Annotated in this window: 14 protein-coding genes; 8 read left to right on the forward strand and 6 right to left on the reverse strand. The window is 72.5% G+C overall.

Features of this window, described 5'->3' with window-relative positions; translation table 11 throughout:
• The first annotated feature begins 53 nt into the window (after positions 1-53).
• Positions 54-281: a hypothetical protein gene (locus DI272_RS34935; protein WP_109499179.1), complete on the forward strand. Its 228-nt coding sequence runs from the start codon at positions 54-56 to the stop codon at positions 279-281.
• Here the strand turns inward: DI272_RS34935 and DI272_RS34940 are convergent, their stop codons facing one another.
• Both DI272_RS34940 and DI272_RS34945 read right to left on the reverse strand, forming a co-directional pair.
• A complete protein-coding gene (locus DI272_RS34940) occupies positions 282-1,577 on the reverse strand; it encodes an MFS transporter (protein WP_109499180.1) in 1,296 nt (431 codons plus the stop codon).
• Positions 1,578-1,659: 82 nt separating this feature from the next.
• The gene (locus DI272_RS34945) at positions 1,660-2,262 is read right to left on the reverse strand and encodes a hypothetical protein (RefSeq protein WP_109499181.1); all 603 of its coding nucleotides are present in this window, start codon (positions 2,260-2,262) and stop codon (positions 1,660-1,662) included.
• 150 nt (positions 2,263-2,412) lie between these two features.
• Here DI272_RS34945 and npdG point away from each other — a divergent pair, with 150 nt between their 5' ends.
• Complete coding sequence (gene npdG, locus DI272_RS34950) at positions 2,413-3,141, forward strand: NADPH-dependent F420 reductase (RefSeq protein ID WP_109499182.1); 729 nt, start codon at positions 2,413-2,415, stop codon at positions 3,139-3,141.
• A gap of 63 nt (positions 3,142-3,204) precedes the next feature.
• Entirely contained in the window at positions 3,205-3,384 is a 180-nt protein-coding gene (locus tag DI272_RS34955; RefSeq protein WP_109499183.1) for a hypothetical protein, read from the forward strand.
• On the opposite strand, the gene DI272_RS34960 is transcribed toward DI272_RS34955, so the two are convergent.
• On the reverse strand, positions 3,374-4,171 hold the full coding sequence (locus DI272_RS34960) for a site-2 protease family protein (protein ID WP_109499184.1): 798 nt from the start codon (positions 4,169-4,171) through the stop codon (positions 3,374-3,376). The two genes, DI272_RS34955 and DI272_RS34960, sit on opposite strands and share 11 nt — an antisense overlap.
• 105 nt (positions 4,172-4,276) lie before the next feature.
• Between DI272_RS34960 and DI272_RS34965 the strand changes: the two genes are divergently transcribed.
• Together DI272_RS34965 and DI272_RS34970 are read left to right on the forward strand one after the other, a co-directional pair.
• Positions 4,277-4,567, forward strand: a complete 291-nt coding sequence (locus DI272_RS34965; protein WP_109499185.1) for a DUF6578 domain-containing protein — start codon at positions 4,277-4,279, stop codon at positions 4,565-4,567.
• A gap of 152 nt (positions 4,568-4,719) precedes the next feature.
• Positions 4,720-8,001 carry a BTAD domain-containing putative transcriptional regulator gene (locus DI272_RS34970; protein WP_109499186.1) on the forward strand — a complete coding sequence of 1,094 codons (3,282 nt, stop codon included), beginning with the start codon at positions 4,720-4,722 and terminating at the stop codon, positions 7,999-8,001.
• A 22-nt stretch (positions 8,002-8,023) separates the two neighbouring features.
• Here the strand turns inward: DI272_RS34970 and DI272_RS34975 are convergent, their stop codons facing one another.
• From DI272_RS34975 to panB, 3 genes are all read right to left on the reverse strand, one after another.
• Positions 8,024-8,848 carry an ABC transporter permease gene (locus DI272_RS34975; protein WP_109499187.1) on the reverse strand — a complete coding sequence of 275 codons (825 nt, stop codon included), beginning with the start codon at positions 8,846-8,848 and terminating at the stop codon, positions 8,024-8,026.
• Complete coding sequence (locus DI272_RS34980; RefSeq protein WP_109499188.1) at positions 8,845-9,870, reverse strand: ATP-binding cassette domain-containing protein; 1,026 nt, start codon at positions 9,868-9,870, stop codon at positions 8,845-8,847. The genes DI272_RS34975 and DI272_RS34980 overlap by 4 nt, the downstream gene beginning before the upstream one ends.
• A gap of 165 nt (positions 9,871-10,035) precedes the next feature.
• Positions 10,036-10,902 carry a 3-methyl-2-oxobutanoate hydroxymethyltransferase gene (gene panB / locus DI272_RS34985; protein ID WP_109499189.1) on the reverse strand — a complete coding sequence of 289 codons (867 nt, stop codon included), beginning with the start codon at positions 10,900-10,902 and terminating at the stop codon, positions 10,036-10,038.
• 216 nt (positions 10,903-11,118) lie between these two features.
• Here panB and DI272_RS34990 point away from each other — a divergent pair, with 216 nt between their 5' ends.
• From DI272_RS34990 to DI272_RS35000, 3 genes are all read left to right on the forward strand, one after another.
• Positions 11,119-12,717 carry an MFS transporter gene (locus DI272_RS34990; RefSeq protein ID WP_109499190.1) on the forward strand — a complete coding sequence of 533 codons (1,599 nt, stop codon included), beginning with the start codon at positions 11,119-11,121 and terminating at the stop codon, positions 12,715-12,717.
• 63 nt (positions 12,718-12,780) lie between these two features.
• Positions 12,781-13,440, forward strand: a complete 660-nt coding sequence (locus tag DI272_RS34995) for a TetR/AcrR family transcriptional regulator (protein WP_258314779.1) — start codon at positions 12,781-12,783, stop codon at positions 13,438-13,440.
• A 231-nt stretch (positions 13,441-13,671) separates the two neighbouring features.
• Positions 13,672-14,721: an endonuclease/exonuclease/phosphatase family protein gene (locus DI272_RS35000; RefSeq protein ID WP_109499191.1), complete on the forward strand. Its 1,050-nt coding sequence runs from the start codon at positions 13,672-13,674 to the stop codon at positions 14,719-14,721.
• Positions 14,722-14,799 lie beyond the last annotated feature (78 nt).

Here is a 14,799-nt window from a genome sequence, read left to right on the forward strand (position 1 = left end):
CGAGTCTAACGAGCCCGGGTGGGGGAACATGTCCCTGGCGAGAGGAGCAGGTCATGGCCTTGTTCAAGAAGCGCACGGTCGGCAAGCCGGGCGAGTGGTACTACTGCCTGGAGCACAAGAAGGTCGAGGAGGGGCCGGAGTGCCCCGCCAAGGACCGCTTCGGCCCGTACACCTCCCGGCAGGAGGCCGAACACGCGATGGAGACCGCCCGCGAGCGCAACCTCCAGTGGGAGAACGACCCCAAGTGGCACGACGCCGCGAAGGGCGCCGAGGACGACTGATCAGGCCTCGGCCGGGGATGCCTGCGCCGCCGCCTCGCGCTGGGCCCGCACCCGTGCCGCGTGTTCGTCCGTCCGGGCGTCGTACGTCATCAGCTTCGGCAGGCACAGCACGAGCAGCCCCATCGCACCCGCGCACAGCAGCCCGCCCGACCACACCGACGCCCGCACCCCCCACCAGGCGGCGAAACCGCCCGACCTGACCTGGCCGAGGGTCGGGCCGACCGAGTACGACAGCAGTTCGATCCCGGCGAGCCGGCCCCGCAGCTCGTCCGGGATCGTCTGGTTCCACATCACCCCGCGGAAGATCCCGCTGACCATGTCGCAGCCCCCGGCCACGGTCAGGCACAGCAGCACCAGCCACACGTTGCCCGCGAAGCCGGCCGCCGCGATCGCCGCGCCCCACAGCGCGGCCGACAGCACCACCATGCGGCCGTGGCGGTGGACCCGTGCCGTCCAGCCGCTCGTCACGCTCACCAGCAGCGCGCCCAGCGGCACCGTCGCGTACATCAGCCCCAGCGACCACTCCGCGTCCAGCTCGTCCGCGAGGAACGGCAGCACGGCCAGCGGCATCGCCAGGAACATCGCGGCCAGGTCGACGGCGTAGGTGCCGAGGAGCTCCTTGCGGTTCCAGGCGTACCGGGCCCCCTCGGCGATCGCCCGCAGCGACGGCTTCGCGGCCTCGTGCGCGGCGGGGGAGGAGGCGATCGGGATCATCAGGGCCACGGAGACCACGAAGGTGGCCAGGTCGGCGGCGTAGGCCCAGCCGAGGCCCGCGTACGCGACGACCACGCCCGCCAGCGCCGGGCCCGCGACCCCGCCGACCGTCCAGCGGAAGGTGTTGAGGGAGGCCGCGGCCGGCAGATGCTCATGGGCCACGATCCGCGGCCACAGCGAGTCGAGCGCGGGCCGCTGCACCGACGTCAGCGCCGAGGAGAGGGCGGCGACCACGTACAGCGGCCAGATCGCGGGGCTCGGCAGCAGCGCGTTGAGCAGCAGCACCCCGCTGAGCAGGCCCTGCCCCGCCTCGGTCCAGATGATCAGGCCGCGCTTGTCGAGGGCGTCGGCGAGGGCGCCGCCGTACAGCCCGAAGACGATCAGCGGGACGAGCTCCACCGCGCCGATGGCGCCGACGGCCGCCGCCGACCCCGTCAGCTCCTTGATCTGCACCGGCAGCGCGACGAACGTCAGGAAGCTGCCGAAGTACGAGATCAGCCCCGACACCCACAGCCGCCGGAAGTCGGCGGAGGCCCGCCAGGGGGCGAGGTCGGGGAGGACGGAGCGAACACGGCGGGACAAGGCCGTATCGGTATCGGCAGCAGCATCGGTCACGACCGGTCATGCTCGGCCGGGGCAGCCGCCCCGGCAACCGAATTTCCCGTTACCAGCGCGCCGGCGGCGGTGCCGTCAGGTGCTCCGTGAGCCGGGCGAGCCGGTCCCGGAAGCGGCGCGGGCCGCGGGGCGCCGGCAGGGCGTTCTCCCCCGCCGCCGCGCTCACCAGATGCTGCACGGTGTCCAGATCGAGGTCCGTGCCCTCCGGCACCGCCAGCGACTCGTGCGCCAGCGCCGCCAGGTCCCCCCGGCCGGGGCCGAGCGAGAGGACCGTCGCCCCGGCCCTGCGGGCGTCGTGCACCCGCTCCAGGAGCGGGGCGTCCGGCTCCTGCGGCGTCACCACCAGCAGCGTCTCGCCGCGCCGCGCCGCCGCCAACCGGCCCGGACCGACGGCCAGATGGGCCGGATCGGAGGGCCGCGCGTCGTGCCGCACCAGCGTGGGGGCCAGCTCCGGCGTACCGGACCAGGCCGCCTCGTCCACCAGATGGGCCGCCAGATGCCAGGGTTCGTACTCCGGGGTGCCGACCAGCAGCAGCCCGCCCCCGTAGGAGACGACCGACCCGCGCAGCACTCCCGCGAACCTCCGGGTCGACCCCAACCACTCGGTCCCGGCGAGCACTTCGCGCAGCAACGCGACACGTACGGCGTCCATGCGACCGCATCCTGCCGCAACCGGACAGCGGCGGCCCGGAGTTCATCACGGATTCGCCCGAACCGGGCACACGCGGTCCCGGCCGCAAGGCGCGGGTGACGCGGCTCACCTGACCGGTGGCGGCCGGCCGGGCGCACGTAAAGTCAGCCCATGACCTCTACCGACAGTGCTGCACAGACCCCCGGGCAGACCCCCGCGAAGGCTCCCGCCAAGGACCCCTGGGACCTGCCCGACGTCTCCGGACTCGTCGTCGGCGTGCTCGGCGGGACCGGCCCCCAGGGCAAGGGCCTCGCCTACCGGCTCGCCAAGGCCGGCCAGAAGGTGATCATCGGCTCGCGGGCCGCCGACCGCGCCCGGGCCGCCGCCGACGAGCTCGGACACGGCGTCGAGGGTGCCGACAACGCCGAGACCGCGCGGCGCAGCGACCTCGTGATCGTCGCCGTGCCGTGGGAGGGCCACGGCAAGACGCTGGAGTCGCTGCGCGAGGAGCTGGCCGGGAAGCTGGTCGTCGACTGCGTCAACCCGCTCGGCTTCGACAAGAAGGGCGCCTACGCCCTCAAGCCCGAGGAGGGCAGCGCCGCCGAGCAGGCCGCCGCCCTGCTCCCGGACTCCCGGGTCGCCGCCGCCTTCCACCACCTGTCGGCCGTCCTGCTCCAGGACCCGGAGATCGACGAGATCGACACCGACGTGATGGTGCTGGGCGAGGAGCGCGCCGACGTCGAGATCGTCCAGGCCCTCGCCGGCCGCATCCCCGGCATGCGGGGCGTCTTCGCGGGCCGGCTGCGCAACGCCCACCAGGTCGAGTCGCTGGTCGCCAACCTGATCTCGGTGAACCGCCGCTACAAGGCGCACGCGGGACTGCGCGTCACGGACGTGTGAGGGAATGGGGGACACTGGACGCCGTAACAGCGCAGTGTCCCCCGATCCGAAAGCCGAGCGACCATGCCCCGCCTCGCCCTCTACGCCCTGATCGTCTGCCTGCTCGCCGTCGCCGCAGCGGTGGTGTCCTTCGCGCAGGGCAGCTGGCTGGGGATTCTGTGGGTGCTGATCGCGGGCCTGTCCAGCAACATGTGCTGGTACTACGTCAAGCGCGGCAGGGAGCGGAAGGCCGTCAGCCGCTGACCGTGCAGAAGTCGCTCGTCTGCCAGAACCGGTAGAGGTCCTGACCGCAGTACGTCTCCAGGTCGCTGATCCCGAGCCCTGCCAGGATCGAGTCGATCAGGTCGAAGAACGCGTGGTTGACCGACGGCACCCACAGCAGCGCGAAGACGAACAGCAGGCCGAACGGCGCGAACGGCTCCACCTGGCGCTTGATGTCGTACGACAGCCAGGGCTCGATGACGCCGTAGCCGTCCAGGCCCGGGATCGGCAGGAAGTTCAGGATCGCCGCCGTCACCTGGAGCAGGGCGAGGAAGGCGAGGGCGAACCGGAAGTCGGCCGGCACCCCGTCCAGGGCGTCCAGCCAGAACGGGGCGGTGCACACGGCCGCGAACAGCACGTTGGTCAGCGGGCCCGCCGCCGAGATCAGGCTGTGCCGCCAGCGGCCCCGGATGCGCCCGCGCTCGATGAACACGGCACCGCCGGGCAGACCGATCCCGCCCATGATCACGAAGAGGACCGGCAGGACGATGCTGAGCAGGGCATGGGTGTACTTGAGCGGGTTCAGGGTCAGATAACCCTTCGCGCCGACCGAGATGTCGCCGCTGTGCAGGGCGGTCCGCGCGTGCGCGTACTCGTGCAGACACAGGGAGACGATCCACGCGGCCGTCACGAACAGGAACACCGCCACCCCGGGCTGCTCCGCGAACCCGGTCCAGGTGGCCCACCCGGTCACCGCCGTCACGGCGAGGATGCCGACGAAGACGGGGCTGATCCGCCGGTCGCTGCGGCGGGCGGCAGTGGCTGTCATGGGGTTCCCCCGACTCTCGTACACGCGCTGGGACTGCCCGACCGTACCGGGCGTACGACGAAAACGTCTCGCGCAGGGTCTTCGGTTCCGTGGAAGGTGGGGGACATGGGGTTGTGGCACGTGTACTACGAGGGCCGGCAGATGGAGTGCTGCGGGCCGGCGGTCTCGGTGGGGGACGAGGTGAGCCGGCCGCTGCTGCTGTGCGACGCCGAGGACGTCCTCGGCGGGGGCTGGTACGACCAGCTCACCCAGGTCTCCGGGCTGTCGTCCGCCGTCCGCGAGGCGAGCGGCCTGCCCGCGGACGCGCCGCCCGGAGCGGAGACGGCGGACCTCGACACGGCCTCCCTGGCGGCGCTGCTGGAGAGGTTCAGTACGGTGCACCGGCCGCCCCACTGAGGTCGGTCGCCCCCGACACGGCTCCCGGCCGCCTTCGTGCACCCCCGAGACCTTCGACCGGAACGACCAGAGACAGCCGAGGCCGGCCGCCCCCGACACGGCTTCACGCCGCCTCCGTATCCCCGTGACCCTTCCCCGAACGACCGGAAACAATGGACCCCGTGCGCTATCGCATCCTCGGCACCACCCAGGCACTCCGTTCCGACGGCACCCCGCTTCCCGTCGGCGGGGCGCGGCTGCGTGCCCTGCTGACCGTGCTCGCGCTGCGGCCCGGCCGTACCGTGACCGTGGGGCTGCTGGTGGCCGAGGTGTGGGACGGCGACCCGCCCGCCGACGCGCCCGCCGCCCTCCAGGCGCTGGTGGGGCGGCTGCGCAGGGCCCTCGGCGCGGACGCCGTCGCCTCCGTGGACGGCGGCTACCGGCTCGTCGCCGCCCCCGACGCCATCGACCTGCACCGCTTCGACCGCCTCACCGGCGAGGGCCTGCGCGCGCTGGCCGACGGCGACCCGACGAAGGCGGCCGGCGTCCTCGACGACGCCCTCGCCCTGTGGCGCGGCCCCGCCCTCGCCGACCTGCCCGACCGCACCGCCGAGTCGGCCCGCTGGGAGACCCGGCGCCTGGACGCCCTGCGCGCCCGCCACACCGCCGCCCTCGCCCTCGGCCACGCCGAGCAGGCGCTGCCCGAACTGACCGCCCTGTGCGACACCCACCCCCTCGACGAGCCCCTCCAGGCCCTGCGCCTGCGCGCCCTGCGCGACGCGGGCCGCACGGCGGAGGCGCTGGCCGCCTACGGGGACGTACGGCAGATGCTGGCGGACCGTCTCGGCGCGGACCCGGGGCCGGAGCTGCGGGCCCTGCACGGGGAGTTGCTGGACCGGGCGGCGGCCCCGGCCCCGGTCGCCGCGGCCCCCGCTCTCGCCCCCACCCCCGGCAACCTCCGTGCCCGGCTCACCTCCTTCGTGGGCCGGGAGGCCGACATCGCGGCCATCCGGGGCGACCTGGCGCGGGCGCGGCTCGTCACGCTGCTCGGGCCCGGCGGGGCGGGCAAGACGCGGTTGTCGCAGGAGGCGGCCGAGACCGTGGGGGACGCGGCCCGGGACGGGGTGTGGCTGGTCGAGCTCGCTCCCGTCGACGACCCCGCCGATGTGCCGGAGGCCGTGCTCACCGCCGTCGGCGCCCGCGAGACCGTGCTGTACGGGGCCGGTGCCGAGGCGATGCGGGCCGGGAACGAACGGCACGACGACCCGGTGGAGCGGCTCGTCGAGCACTGCGGCAGGCGGCGGATGCTGCTGATCCTCGACAACTGCGAGCATGTCGTCGAGGCCGCCGCCCGGCTGGCGGCGGCGCTCCTGGAGCGCTGCCCGCAGCTGACCGTGCTGGCCACCAGCCGTGAATCCCTGGGGGTGCCGGGGGAGTTGCTGCGGCCGGTCGACCCGCTGCCCGAGCCCGTCGCGCTGCGGCTGCTCGCCGACCGCGGGGCCGCGGCCCGGCCCGGGTTCCGGGTCGAGGCCGACGAGGAGACCGCCGCGGCCTGCGCCGAGATCTGCCGGCGGCTCGACGGCCTCCCGCTCGCCATCGAGCTCGCGGCAGCCCGGCTGCGGATGATGACGCCGCGTCAGATCGCCGACCGGCTCGACGACCGCTTCCGGCTGCTCACCTCCGGCAGCCGTACCGTCCTGCCCCGCCAGCAGACCCTGCGGGCCGTCGTCGACTGGTCCTGGGACCTGCTGGACGAGGGGGAACGGGACGTGCTGCGGCGGCTGTCGGTGTTCGCCGGCGGCTGCGATCTGGCCGCCGCCGAGGCCGTGTGCGGGCCGGCCGCGCTGGACGCGCTCGGCTCGCTCGTCGACAAGTCCCTCGTGGTCGCCGCCCCTTCGGACGGCGGGGAGATGCGCTACCGGCTGCTGGAGACCGTCGCCGAGTACGCGGCCGAGCGGCTCGACGAGAGCGGACTGCGGGCCGAGGCCGGGCGCGCGCATCTGACGTACTACCGCGAACTCGCCCGCGCCACCGACCCGTTGCTGCGCGGACCGGGCCAGCTCGACGCCATCGGGCTGCTGGAGCGCGAGTACGAGAACCTGCGCACCGCCCTGCGGCTCGCCGTCGCCGAGCGCGACGAGCAGGAAGGCATCTGTCTGATCCTGTCGCTGGCCTGGTACTGGCAGATGCGCGATCTGAAGATCGAGGCCCGCAACTGGTCCCGGGAGGTCATGGCCCTCGGCCCCGACCCCTTCCCCGACCCCGCCCGCCCCGCGGCGCCGGTGTGGCAGCGCTGCACGGACACGCCGCCGCCCTGGACCGGCGAGGTCCTCGAAGAGGCCCGGCGCGGGCTGCACCTGGTCCATCTCGCCTGTATGGACACCGAGCTGGACGCCTGGCAGACCCCGGCGGCCCAGACGAAGCTGCGGTCCATCGCCCGGACCTACGAACCCGGCATGCCGCAGACCTGCCGAATCCCCGGCTCCCTGTGGTTCTTCGCCGTCATGCTCACCGGGGACATGGAGCGGCTGCGGGTGGTCATCGAGGAGACCGTGCGCACCTCCCGCGAGACCCCTGGGTACGACTGGGAGCTCGCCGCGAGTCTCCAGTGGCGGGCCAACCTGTTCGCCCACCGCGTCGACTGGGAGGGCGACGCCATCCGGGACGCCGACGAGTCACTGGCGATCTACCAGCGCCTCGGTGACCTGTGGGGCACCGCCGAGGCGCTCTCCGCCCGGGCCGAGTCCCATGAGCGCGACGGCCGTTGGGACCGGGCGGCGGCCGACTACGCGGCGGGCATCGACATCGCCGCCCGGCTCGGCGCCCACGCCCAGCAGGCCGTGCTCAAGGCCCGGCTGGGCAGCGCCCTGCTGGAGTCCGAGCCCGAGCGGGGCGAGCGGCTGCTGCGCGAGGTGATCGCCGCCGACAGCGGCAGCCACAACGACGCGATGCCCGCCGCCCGGCTCTTCCTCGCCGCCCGGCTCGCCCAGACCGGCCGGGTCGCCGAGGCCCGCGAGCAGATCCGGCTGCTGCGCGAGAACTTCGCCATCGCCCACTTCATCATGTTCGACGCCTACATCCTCGGCGTGGAAGCCCGGGTGGAGGCGGCGGGCGGCTGCTTCGAGGTCTGCCTCGACAAGATCCGCCGGGCGCTCGACAAGGCCGAGGACCCGCTGTCCCAGGCCATCGCCCCGCACATGCGCGCCCAGTACCTGCACATCGCCGCGCTCGGCCTGGCCGGTCTCGGCGATCCCGGCCGTGCCCCGGACGGCGTCCGCTGTCTCGCGGCCGGCGACGCGCTGCTGCCCTCCGACCACGCCCCGACGACCTTCGAACGCGATACCCGCGCGCAGGCCGAGCGGGACCTGCGCGCCCTCCTCGGCGAGGCGGCCTTCGACACGGCGTACGACGAGGGCGCCGGTCTCTCCCCCGGGGAGGCCGCCGCCCTCGTCTGAACCCCGCCGTCGCCGCTCGGCGTCAGCTCTTCGTACGGAACTTGTGGATCGCCACCGGCGCCATCACCGCGGTGATCGCCACCGACCAGGCGAGGGTCACCCACAGGTCGTGCGCGACCGGCCCGCCGATCATCAGCCCGCGCGCGGCGTCCGCCAGCGTGGACAGCGGGTTGTAGTCGGTGAAGGTCTGGAGCCAGCCCGGCATCGAGGTCGTCGGCGCGAAGATCGACGAGCCGAACTGGAGCGGGAAGAGCACCAGGAAGCCCATCGCCTGCACGGACTGCGCGCTCTTCATGACCACGCCCAGGGTGAGGAACACCCACATGATCGACGAGGCGAACGCGGTGGCCAGCGCCACGGTCGCGAACAGGCCGGGCCAGTTGGTGATGTCGAAGCCGACCGCGACGGAGACCAGCATCAGCACGGTCGTCGCGAACAGCATCCGCATCAGCTCGACGGAGATCTTCGCGAACAGCACCGAGCCGCGCCCGATCGGCAGCGACCGGAACCGGTCCATGACGCCGGAGTTGAAGTCCTGGCTGAAGCCGGTGCCGACGCCCTGGGACAGCGTCATGCTCATCATCGCGATCATGCCGGGGATGACGTACTGCACGTACTGGTCCTGACCGCCGCCCAGCGCCTGCCCGATCGAGCCGCCGAAGACGAACACGAACAGCAGGGTGAAGATGACCGGCATCAGCAGCGCGTCGGCCATCGACTCCGGGTCCTGGCGGATCCACAGCAGGTTGCGGCGGATCAGGGCGCCGGTGTGCCGCAGATGCCCGCGCAGCGGGATGCGGACGTCGTCGGCGGGCTTGCTGTCGGCGGTAAGGGTGGCGGCGCTCATACGGCGACCTCCTCGCGGGTCTCGGCGGGCACGGTGTCCTGCGGGGCACTGGCACGGTGGCCGGTGAGGGACAGGAACACCTCGTCCAGGCTGGGCAGTTCGGTGGTGATGGCGGAGACCGTGATGCCGCGCGCGGTGACCGCCCCGACCACGGCGGTCAGCTGCTCGTCGCTGAGGATCGGCACCAGCAGGGAGCCGGACTCCGGGTCGACGACGGTGGTGGCCAGGCCGGTGATGCCGAGGCCGTCCAGGTGACCGGCGAGCGGGCGCAGGTGCAGCGGATCGGCGGGGCGCACCCGCAGGGTCCGGCCGCCGACCTTCGCCTTCAGCTCCTCGATGCCGCCGCCCGCGATGACCTTGCCGCGGTCGACGACGGTCAGCTCGGAGGCGAGCTGCTCGGCCTCCTCCATGTACTGGGTGGTGAGCAGGACGGTGACCCCGTCGCCGACCATCCGCTTGACCTCGTCCCACACCTCGTTGCGGGTGCGCGGGTCGAGGCCGGTGGTCGGCTCGTCGAGGAAGAGCACCGCCGGGTGCCCGATCATGGAGGCGGCCAGGTCCAGGCGGCGGCGCATACCGCCGGAGTAGGTGCTCGCCGGGCGCTTGGCGGCCTCGGTGAGCGAGAACCGCTCCAGCAGCTCGTCGGCCCTCCGCCGGGCCTCCTTGCGGGGCAGGTCGAGCAGCCGGCCGATCATGTAGAGGTTCTCCCAGCCGGGGAGCTTCTCGTCCACGGAGGCGTACTGCCCGGTGAGCCCGATCACCCGGCGCAGCTGCCGCGGCTGCCGGACGACGTCGTAGCCGGCGACCGTCGCGTGGCCGGAGTCGGGGGAGAGAAGGGTGGACAGAATCCGGACGAGGGTGGTCTTGCCGGCGCCGTTCGGCCCGAGCACACCCATCACGGTGCCCTCGCGCACATCCAGGTCGACGCCGTCCAGCGCCTTGGTCTCGCCGTAGTGCTTGACCAGTCCCCGCACGGACACGGCGCTGTCGGCGCCGCTGCGGTGGTTGTCGATTCGCGTCATGCCGAGAACGGTGCCAGGGCCCACCGACAAACGACCTACAGGTCACCGACAGCCGCCTACAGGCCGCCTGCAAAGCCAGCAGCCCGCCGATGGGGGAAGTCGGCGGGCTGCTTCTGTGCCACTGTGGCTCTGGTGCGCGGGCCCGGTACGCGGCCCTGCGGGGATCTAGTGGACGCTGTGCTCCTCCTGCGGGAACGTCCCGCCGACCACGTCCTCCGCGAACGCCTTCACCGCGTCGCCCATGACCGAGCGCAGGTCGGCGTACTGCTTCACGAACTTCGGCACCCGCCCGCCGGTCAGACCGAGCATGTCGGTCCACACCAGCACCTGCGCGTCCGTCTCCGCGCCCGCGCCGATGCCGACCGTCGGGATGTGCAGCGTGCGCGTGACCTCGGCCGCCAGCTCCGCCGGGACCAGCTCCAGGACGACCGCGAAGGCACCGGCGTCCTGGACGGCCTTCGCGTCGCGCAGCAGCTGCGCCGCCGCCTCCTCGCCGCGGCCCTGGACGCGGTAGCCCATGGCGTTGACGGACTGCGGGGTGAGGCCGATGTGGGCCATCACCGGGATGCCGGACTCGACGAGGAGCCGGATCTGGTCGTAGGACCGCTCGCCGCCCTCCAGCTTGACCGCCCCGACCCCGGCCTCCTTGACCATCCGGGTCGCCGAGCGCAGCGCCTGCACCGGGCCCTCCTGGTAGGAGCCGAAGGGCAGGTCGCCGACGATGAGGGCACGCGAGGTGCCGCGTACGACGGCGGCCGAGAGCATGGTCATCTCGTCGAGGGTGACCGGCACGGTCGACTCGTAGCCGAGGTGGGTGTTGCCCGCGGAGTCACCGACGAGCAGGACCGGGATGCCGGCCTCGTCGAAGACGGCCGCGGTCGACGAGTCGTAGGCGGTGAGCATGGGCCACTTCTCGCCGCGCTCCTTGGCGAGGGCGATGTCGCGGACGGTGATGCGGCGGGTGCCCTTCCCCCCGTACAGCGCTTTGCTGCCGTCGGAGGGCTTCGTCTGGGCAGCCGAAAGCTGCGTCATGGCAACGGCTCCTTCAGTCATCTCGAGGCGCCCTGACGGCGTCCCCGGATCACCTCCATGGTGGCACCTCGTGCCACGCGCGGCCAGACCGGGTGACGGGACATCGGTCACGCGTCGAGCGGTGTACGTCCGCCGCCCTAGGTCCGTTCTTAAGGTCTCCGTAAAGGATTCCGATACGAGACGGTGCCGTATCGGAATGGGTCTAGGCTCGGCCGTATGACTTCTCCAGCCGACCCTGCCCTCACCGGCCCCCGCATACCCGAGGCCGTGCACCGGCGCCGCTGGGCGATCCTCGGCGTGCTGATGCTGAGCCTGCTGATCGTGGTGCTCGACAACTCGATCCTGAACGTCGCGATCAAGACGATCTCGACCCCCGCCCCGACCGGCCTGGGCGCCACCCAGAGCGAGCTCGAATGGGCGATCAACGCCTACACCCTCGTCTTCGCGGGCCTGCTGTTCAGCGCCGGCCTCCTCGGTGACCGGCTCGGCCGCAAGAAGGTCCTGCTCGGCGGGCTCGCCGTGTTCGGCATCGGCTCCGCCCTCGCCGCCTTCTCCGGCTCACCGACGCAGCTCATCGCCTTCCGCGCGGTGATGGGCCTCGGCGCCGCCTTCGTGATGCCCGCCACCCTCGCCGTCCTCATGAACGTCTTCGAGCGCGACGAGCAGCCCAAGGCCATCGGCATCTGGGCCGGCGGCGTCGGCCTCGCCATCGCCATCGGACCGATCACCGGCGGTGTCCTCCTCGACCACTTCTGGTGGGGCTCGGTCTTCCTCATCAACGTGCCGATCGTGCTGCTCGCGCTCGCCCTGATGCTGTGGCTGGTGCCCGACTCCCGCGACCCGAACCCGGGCCGCGTCGACCCCGTCGGCGTCGTCCTGTCGGTCGTCGGCCTGGTCCTGCTCGTCTACGGCATCATCAAGGGCGGCCAGCTCGCCGACTTCACGGACCCCAAGGTGCTGTCGACCATCGGCGCCGGTCTCGCCGTGCTCGTCGCGTTCGTGGTGTTCGAGAAGCGCAGCGACCACCCGTCGATCGACGTCACCTACTTCAAGAACAAGGTCTTCTCGGCCGCGATCGCCGCCATCGCGCTGGTCTTCTTCGCGCTGATGGGCGTGACCTTCTTCTCCGTCTTCTACACCCAGAGTGTGCGCGGCTACTCGCCGCTCCAGACCGGTCTGCTGATGCTGCCGCTCGCCGCCGCCCAGATGATCTTCGCGCCGCGGGCCCGGCTGCTCGTCGACCGGTTCGGCAACAAGGCCACCACCACGACCGGCCTGCTCGTCATCGCCGCGACGCTGGCCGCGTTCGCCGGTTTCGAGGCGGACACCCCGATCTGGGTGCTCGAGGTCGTCTTCTTCCTCATGGGCACCGGCATGGCGCACATCATGACCCCGGTCAGCGTCGTGATCATGCAGGCCCTGCCGCGCGAGAAGGCCGGCTCCGCGTCCGCGCTGAGCAACACCTTCCGGCAGGTCGGCGGCGCCCTCGGCATCGCCGTCCTCGGCTCGGTGCTGTCCACCGCCTACCGCAACGGCATCGAGGACAAGCTCGGCCTGCTCCCCGCCGGTGTCCGCCACACCGCGGGCGAGTCCATCGAGGCCACCCTCGGCGTCGCCGAGAAGCTCGGCCCCCAGGGCAAGGCACTCGTCGGCCCGGCCCACGACGCCTTCCTGCACGCCATGCACGTCACCGCGCTGTGGGGCGCCGGCGTCGCGGTGGTCGGCGCGGTCGTGGTCGCCGTGTTCCTGCCGGGCAAGCCGCCCGTCGGCGAGAAGGACGAGCAGGGGCGGGAGTTGGTGACGGCGGCGGAGTAGCCGAGTCGTGCGCGAGCGCCATGGGGGGAGAATCACTCCGGACAGCAGAAGGGACGCACCGACGTGACCAGCCGCGCCGAAGCCGAAGGCACCCCCCGGCCCACCGCCCCCGGCCCCGCCCGCGGACGCCCCCGCAGCGAGGCCGTGGAGCGCGCCATCGTCGAGGGCGTGATGAAGCTGCTGGAGGACGGCGTGCCGCTCGCGGAACTCTCCATCGAGCGCATCGCCCGTACCGCCGGGGTCGGCAAGGCCGCCATCTACCGTCGCTGGAGCGGCAAGGAGGAGCTCTTCGTCGCCGTCGTCCGTACCGCCGAGCCCCCGGACCCGCCGCTGCCCGGCACCTCCATGCGCGACGACCTCGTCGTCCTGCTGGAGTCGCTGCGGCAGCGCGGACTGGTCACCCGTAGCTCGGCGATCCTGCACAACGTGTACGCCCAGATGAAGAGCAGCCCGAAGATCTGGGCCTCCTACCACGACACCGCCATCGCCCCCCGGCGCCGGGTCGGCCTCGACGTCCTGCGCCGCGGCCGGGAGAACGGCGAACTCCGCGCCGACCTCGACCTGGAGCTCGTCAACGACCTGTTCGTCGGCCCCATGCTGGTGCGCGCCATGATGCGCCCGGACGACGACCTGCCCGAGGGGCTCTCCGAGCAGATCGTCGACACGGTCCTGGCAGGCCTACGCCCCGTCAGCTCACCGTCCGTCAGTTCGCCGACCTCGTAATGCCGATGTGCGCGTTTCGTCACAGAGGGCGCTTTCCCCGGCCGTGTCCGGAACTCCGAACGGCGACTTGTACGTCCTCGTGCGGGTACGGCCGTCATGGGACGGCAGGATCGGAACCGATCATCCCCTAGGGTCTAGGGGTGCCCTCCGGGCGGGCGCCGGGGATCGACGGACACCCCCCTGGCCACCGGGGGACGGACGGTTGCACGGCAGGCAGTGAGGCGACGCGGTATGGCGCAGCAGGCGTACATGGAGGAGACGGACAACGGCGGCTCGGGGCCCGAGCGCCAGGGCTCCAGGCTCCGGCGCCTGCTGGACAGACTGACCGGCCCCTGGCGCGGCGACCCGCGGATCTGGCGGCGCGGCCTCGTCCTCGCCGCGCTGGCCCTGATCCTCGCGCTGATCATGCTGGTGCACTCGCGCATCCCGAACGCGATCGGCAACCTCGGCAGCCTGACGGAGACCTTCCTGCCCTGGCTGGGCCTCTTCGTCCCGGTGCTGCTGGTCCTCGCGCTCGTGCGGAAGTCGGCCACCGCCCTGATCGCGGTACTGCTCCCGGCGGCCGTCTGGCTGAACCTCTTCGGCGGGCTGCTCACCGACAAGGCGGGCGCCGGCGGCGATCTCACGGTGGCCACGCACAACGTCAACGCCGGCAACCCCGACCCGTCCGGCACCGCCCATGACGTCGCCGCCTCCGGCGCGGACGTCGTCGCCCTGGAGGAGCTGACCGGCGCGGCGGTCCCGACGTACGAGAAGGCGCTGGCGGGGACGTACAAGTACCACTCGGTGCAGGGCACCGTCGGGCTGTGGAGCAAGTACCCGCTGACCGGGGTGAAGCCCGTCGACATCAAGCTGGGCTGGACCCGGGCCATGCGCGCCACGGTGAGCACGCCCGCGGGGCAGGTCGCGTTCTACGTCGCCCACCTGCCCTCGGTCCGCGTGAAGATGGAGGCCGGCTTCACCGCCCGCCAGCGGGACACGAGCGCCAACGCCCTCGGCGAGGCCATCGCCGACGAGCCGCTGCCGCGCGTCGTGCTGCTCGGCGACCTCAACGGCACGATGAACGACCGCGCCCTCAACGCCGTCACCTCCCAGCTGCGCTCCACGCAGGGCGCGGCGGGCAGCGGGTTCGGGTTCAGCTGGCCGGCCTCGTTCCCGATGGCGCGGATCGACCAGATCCTGGTCAAGGACGTGCGGCCGGAGAGCTCGTGGACCCTGCCGGAGACGAGCAGTGACCACCTTCCGGTGGCCGCCCGTCTGAAGGTCGACATGTCGTCGTAACCGTCTGGAATACTGGGCCTGCAAGGCTTTGTTCCGCAGGTGAACATAAGCACCGCGGAACACCTCCGAAAGGCCCTT

It is taken from the genome of Streptomyces sp. Act143, assembly GCF_003143935.1.
Classification (GTDB): domain Bacteria; phylum Actinomycetota; class Actinomycetes; order Streptomycetales; family Streptomycetaceae; genus Streptomyces.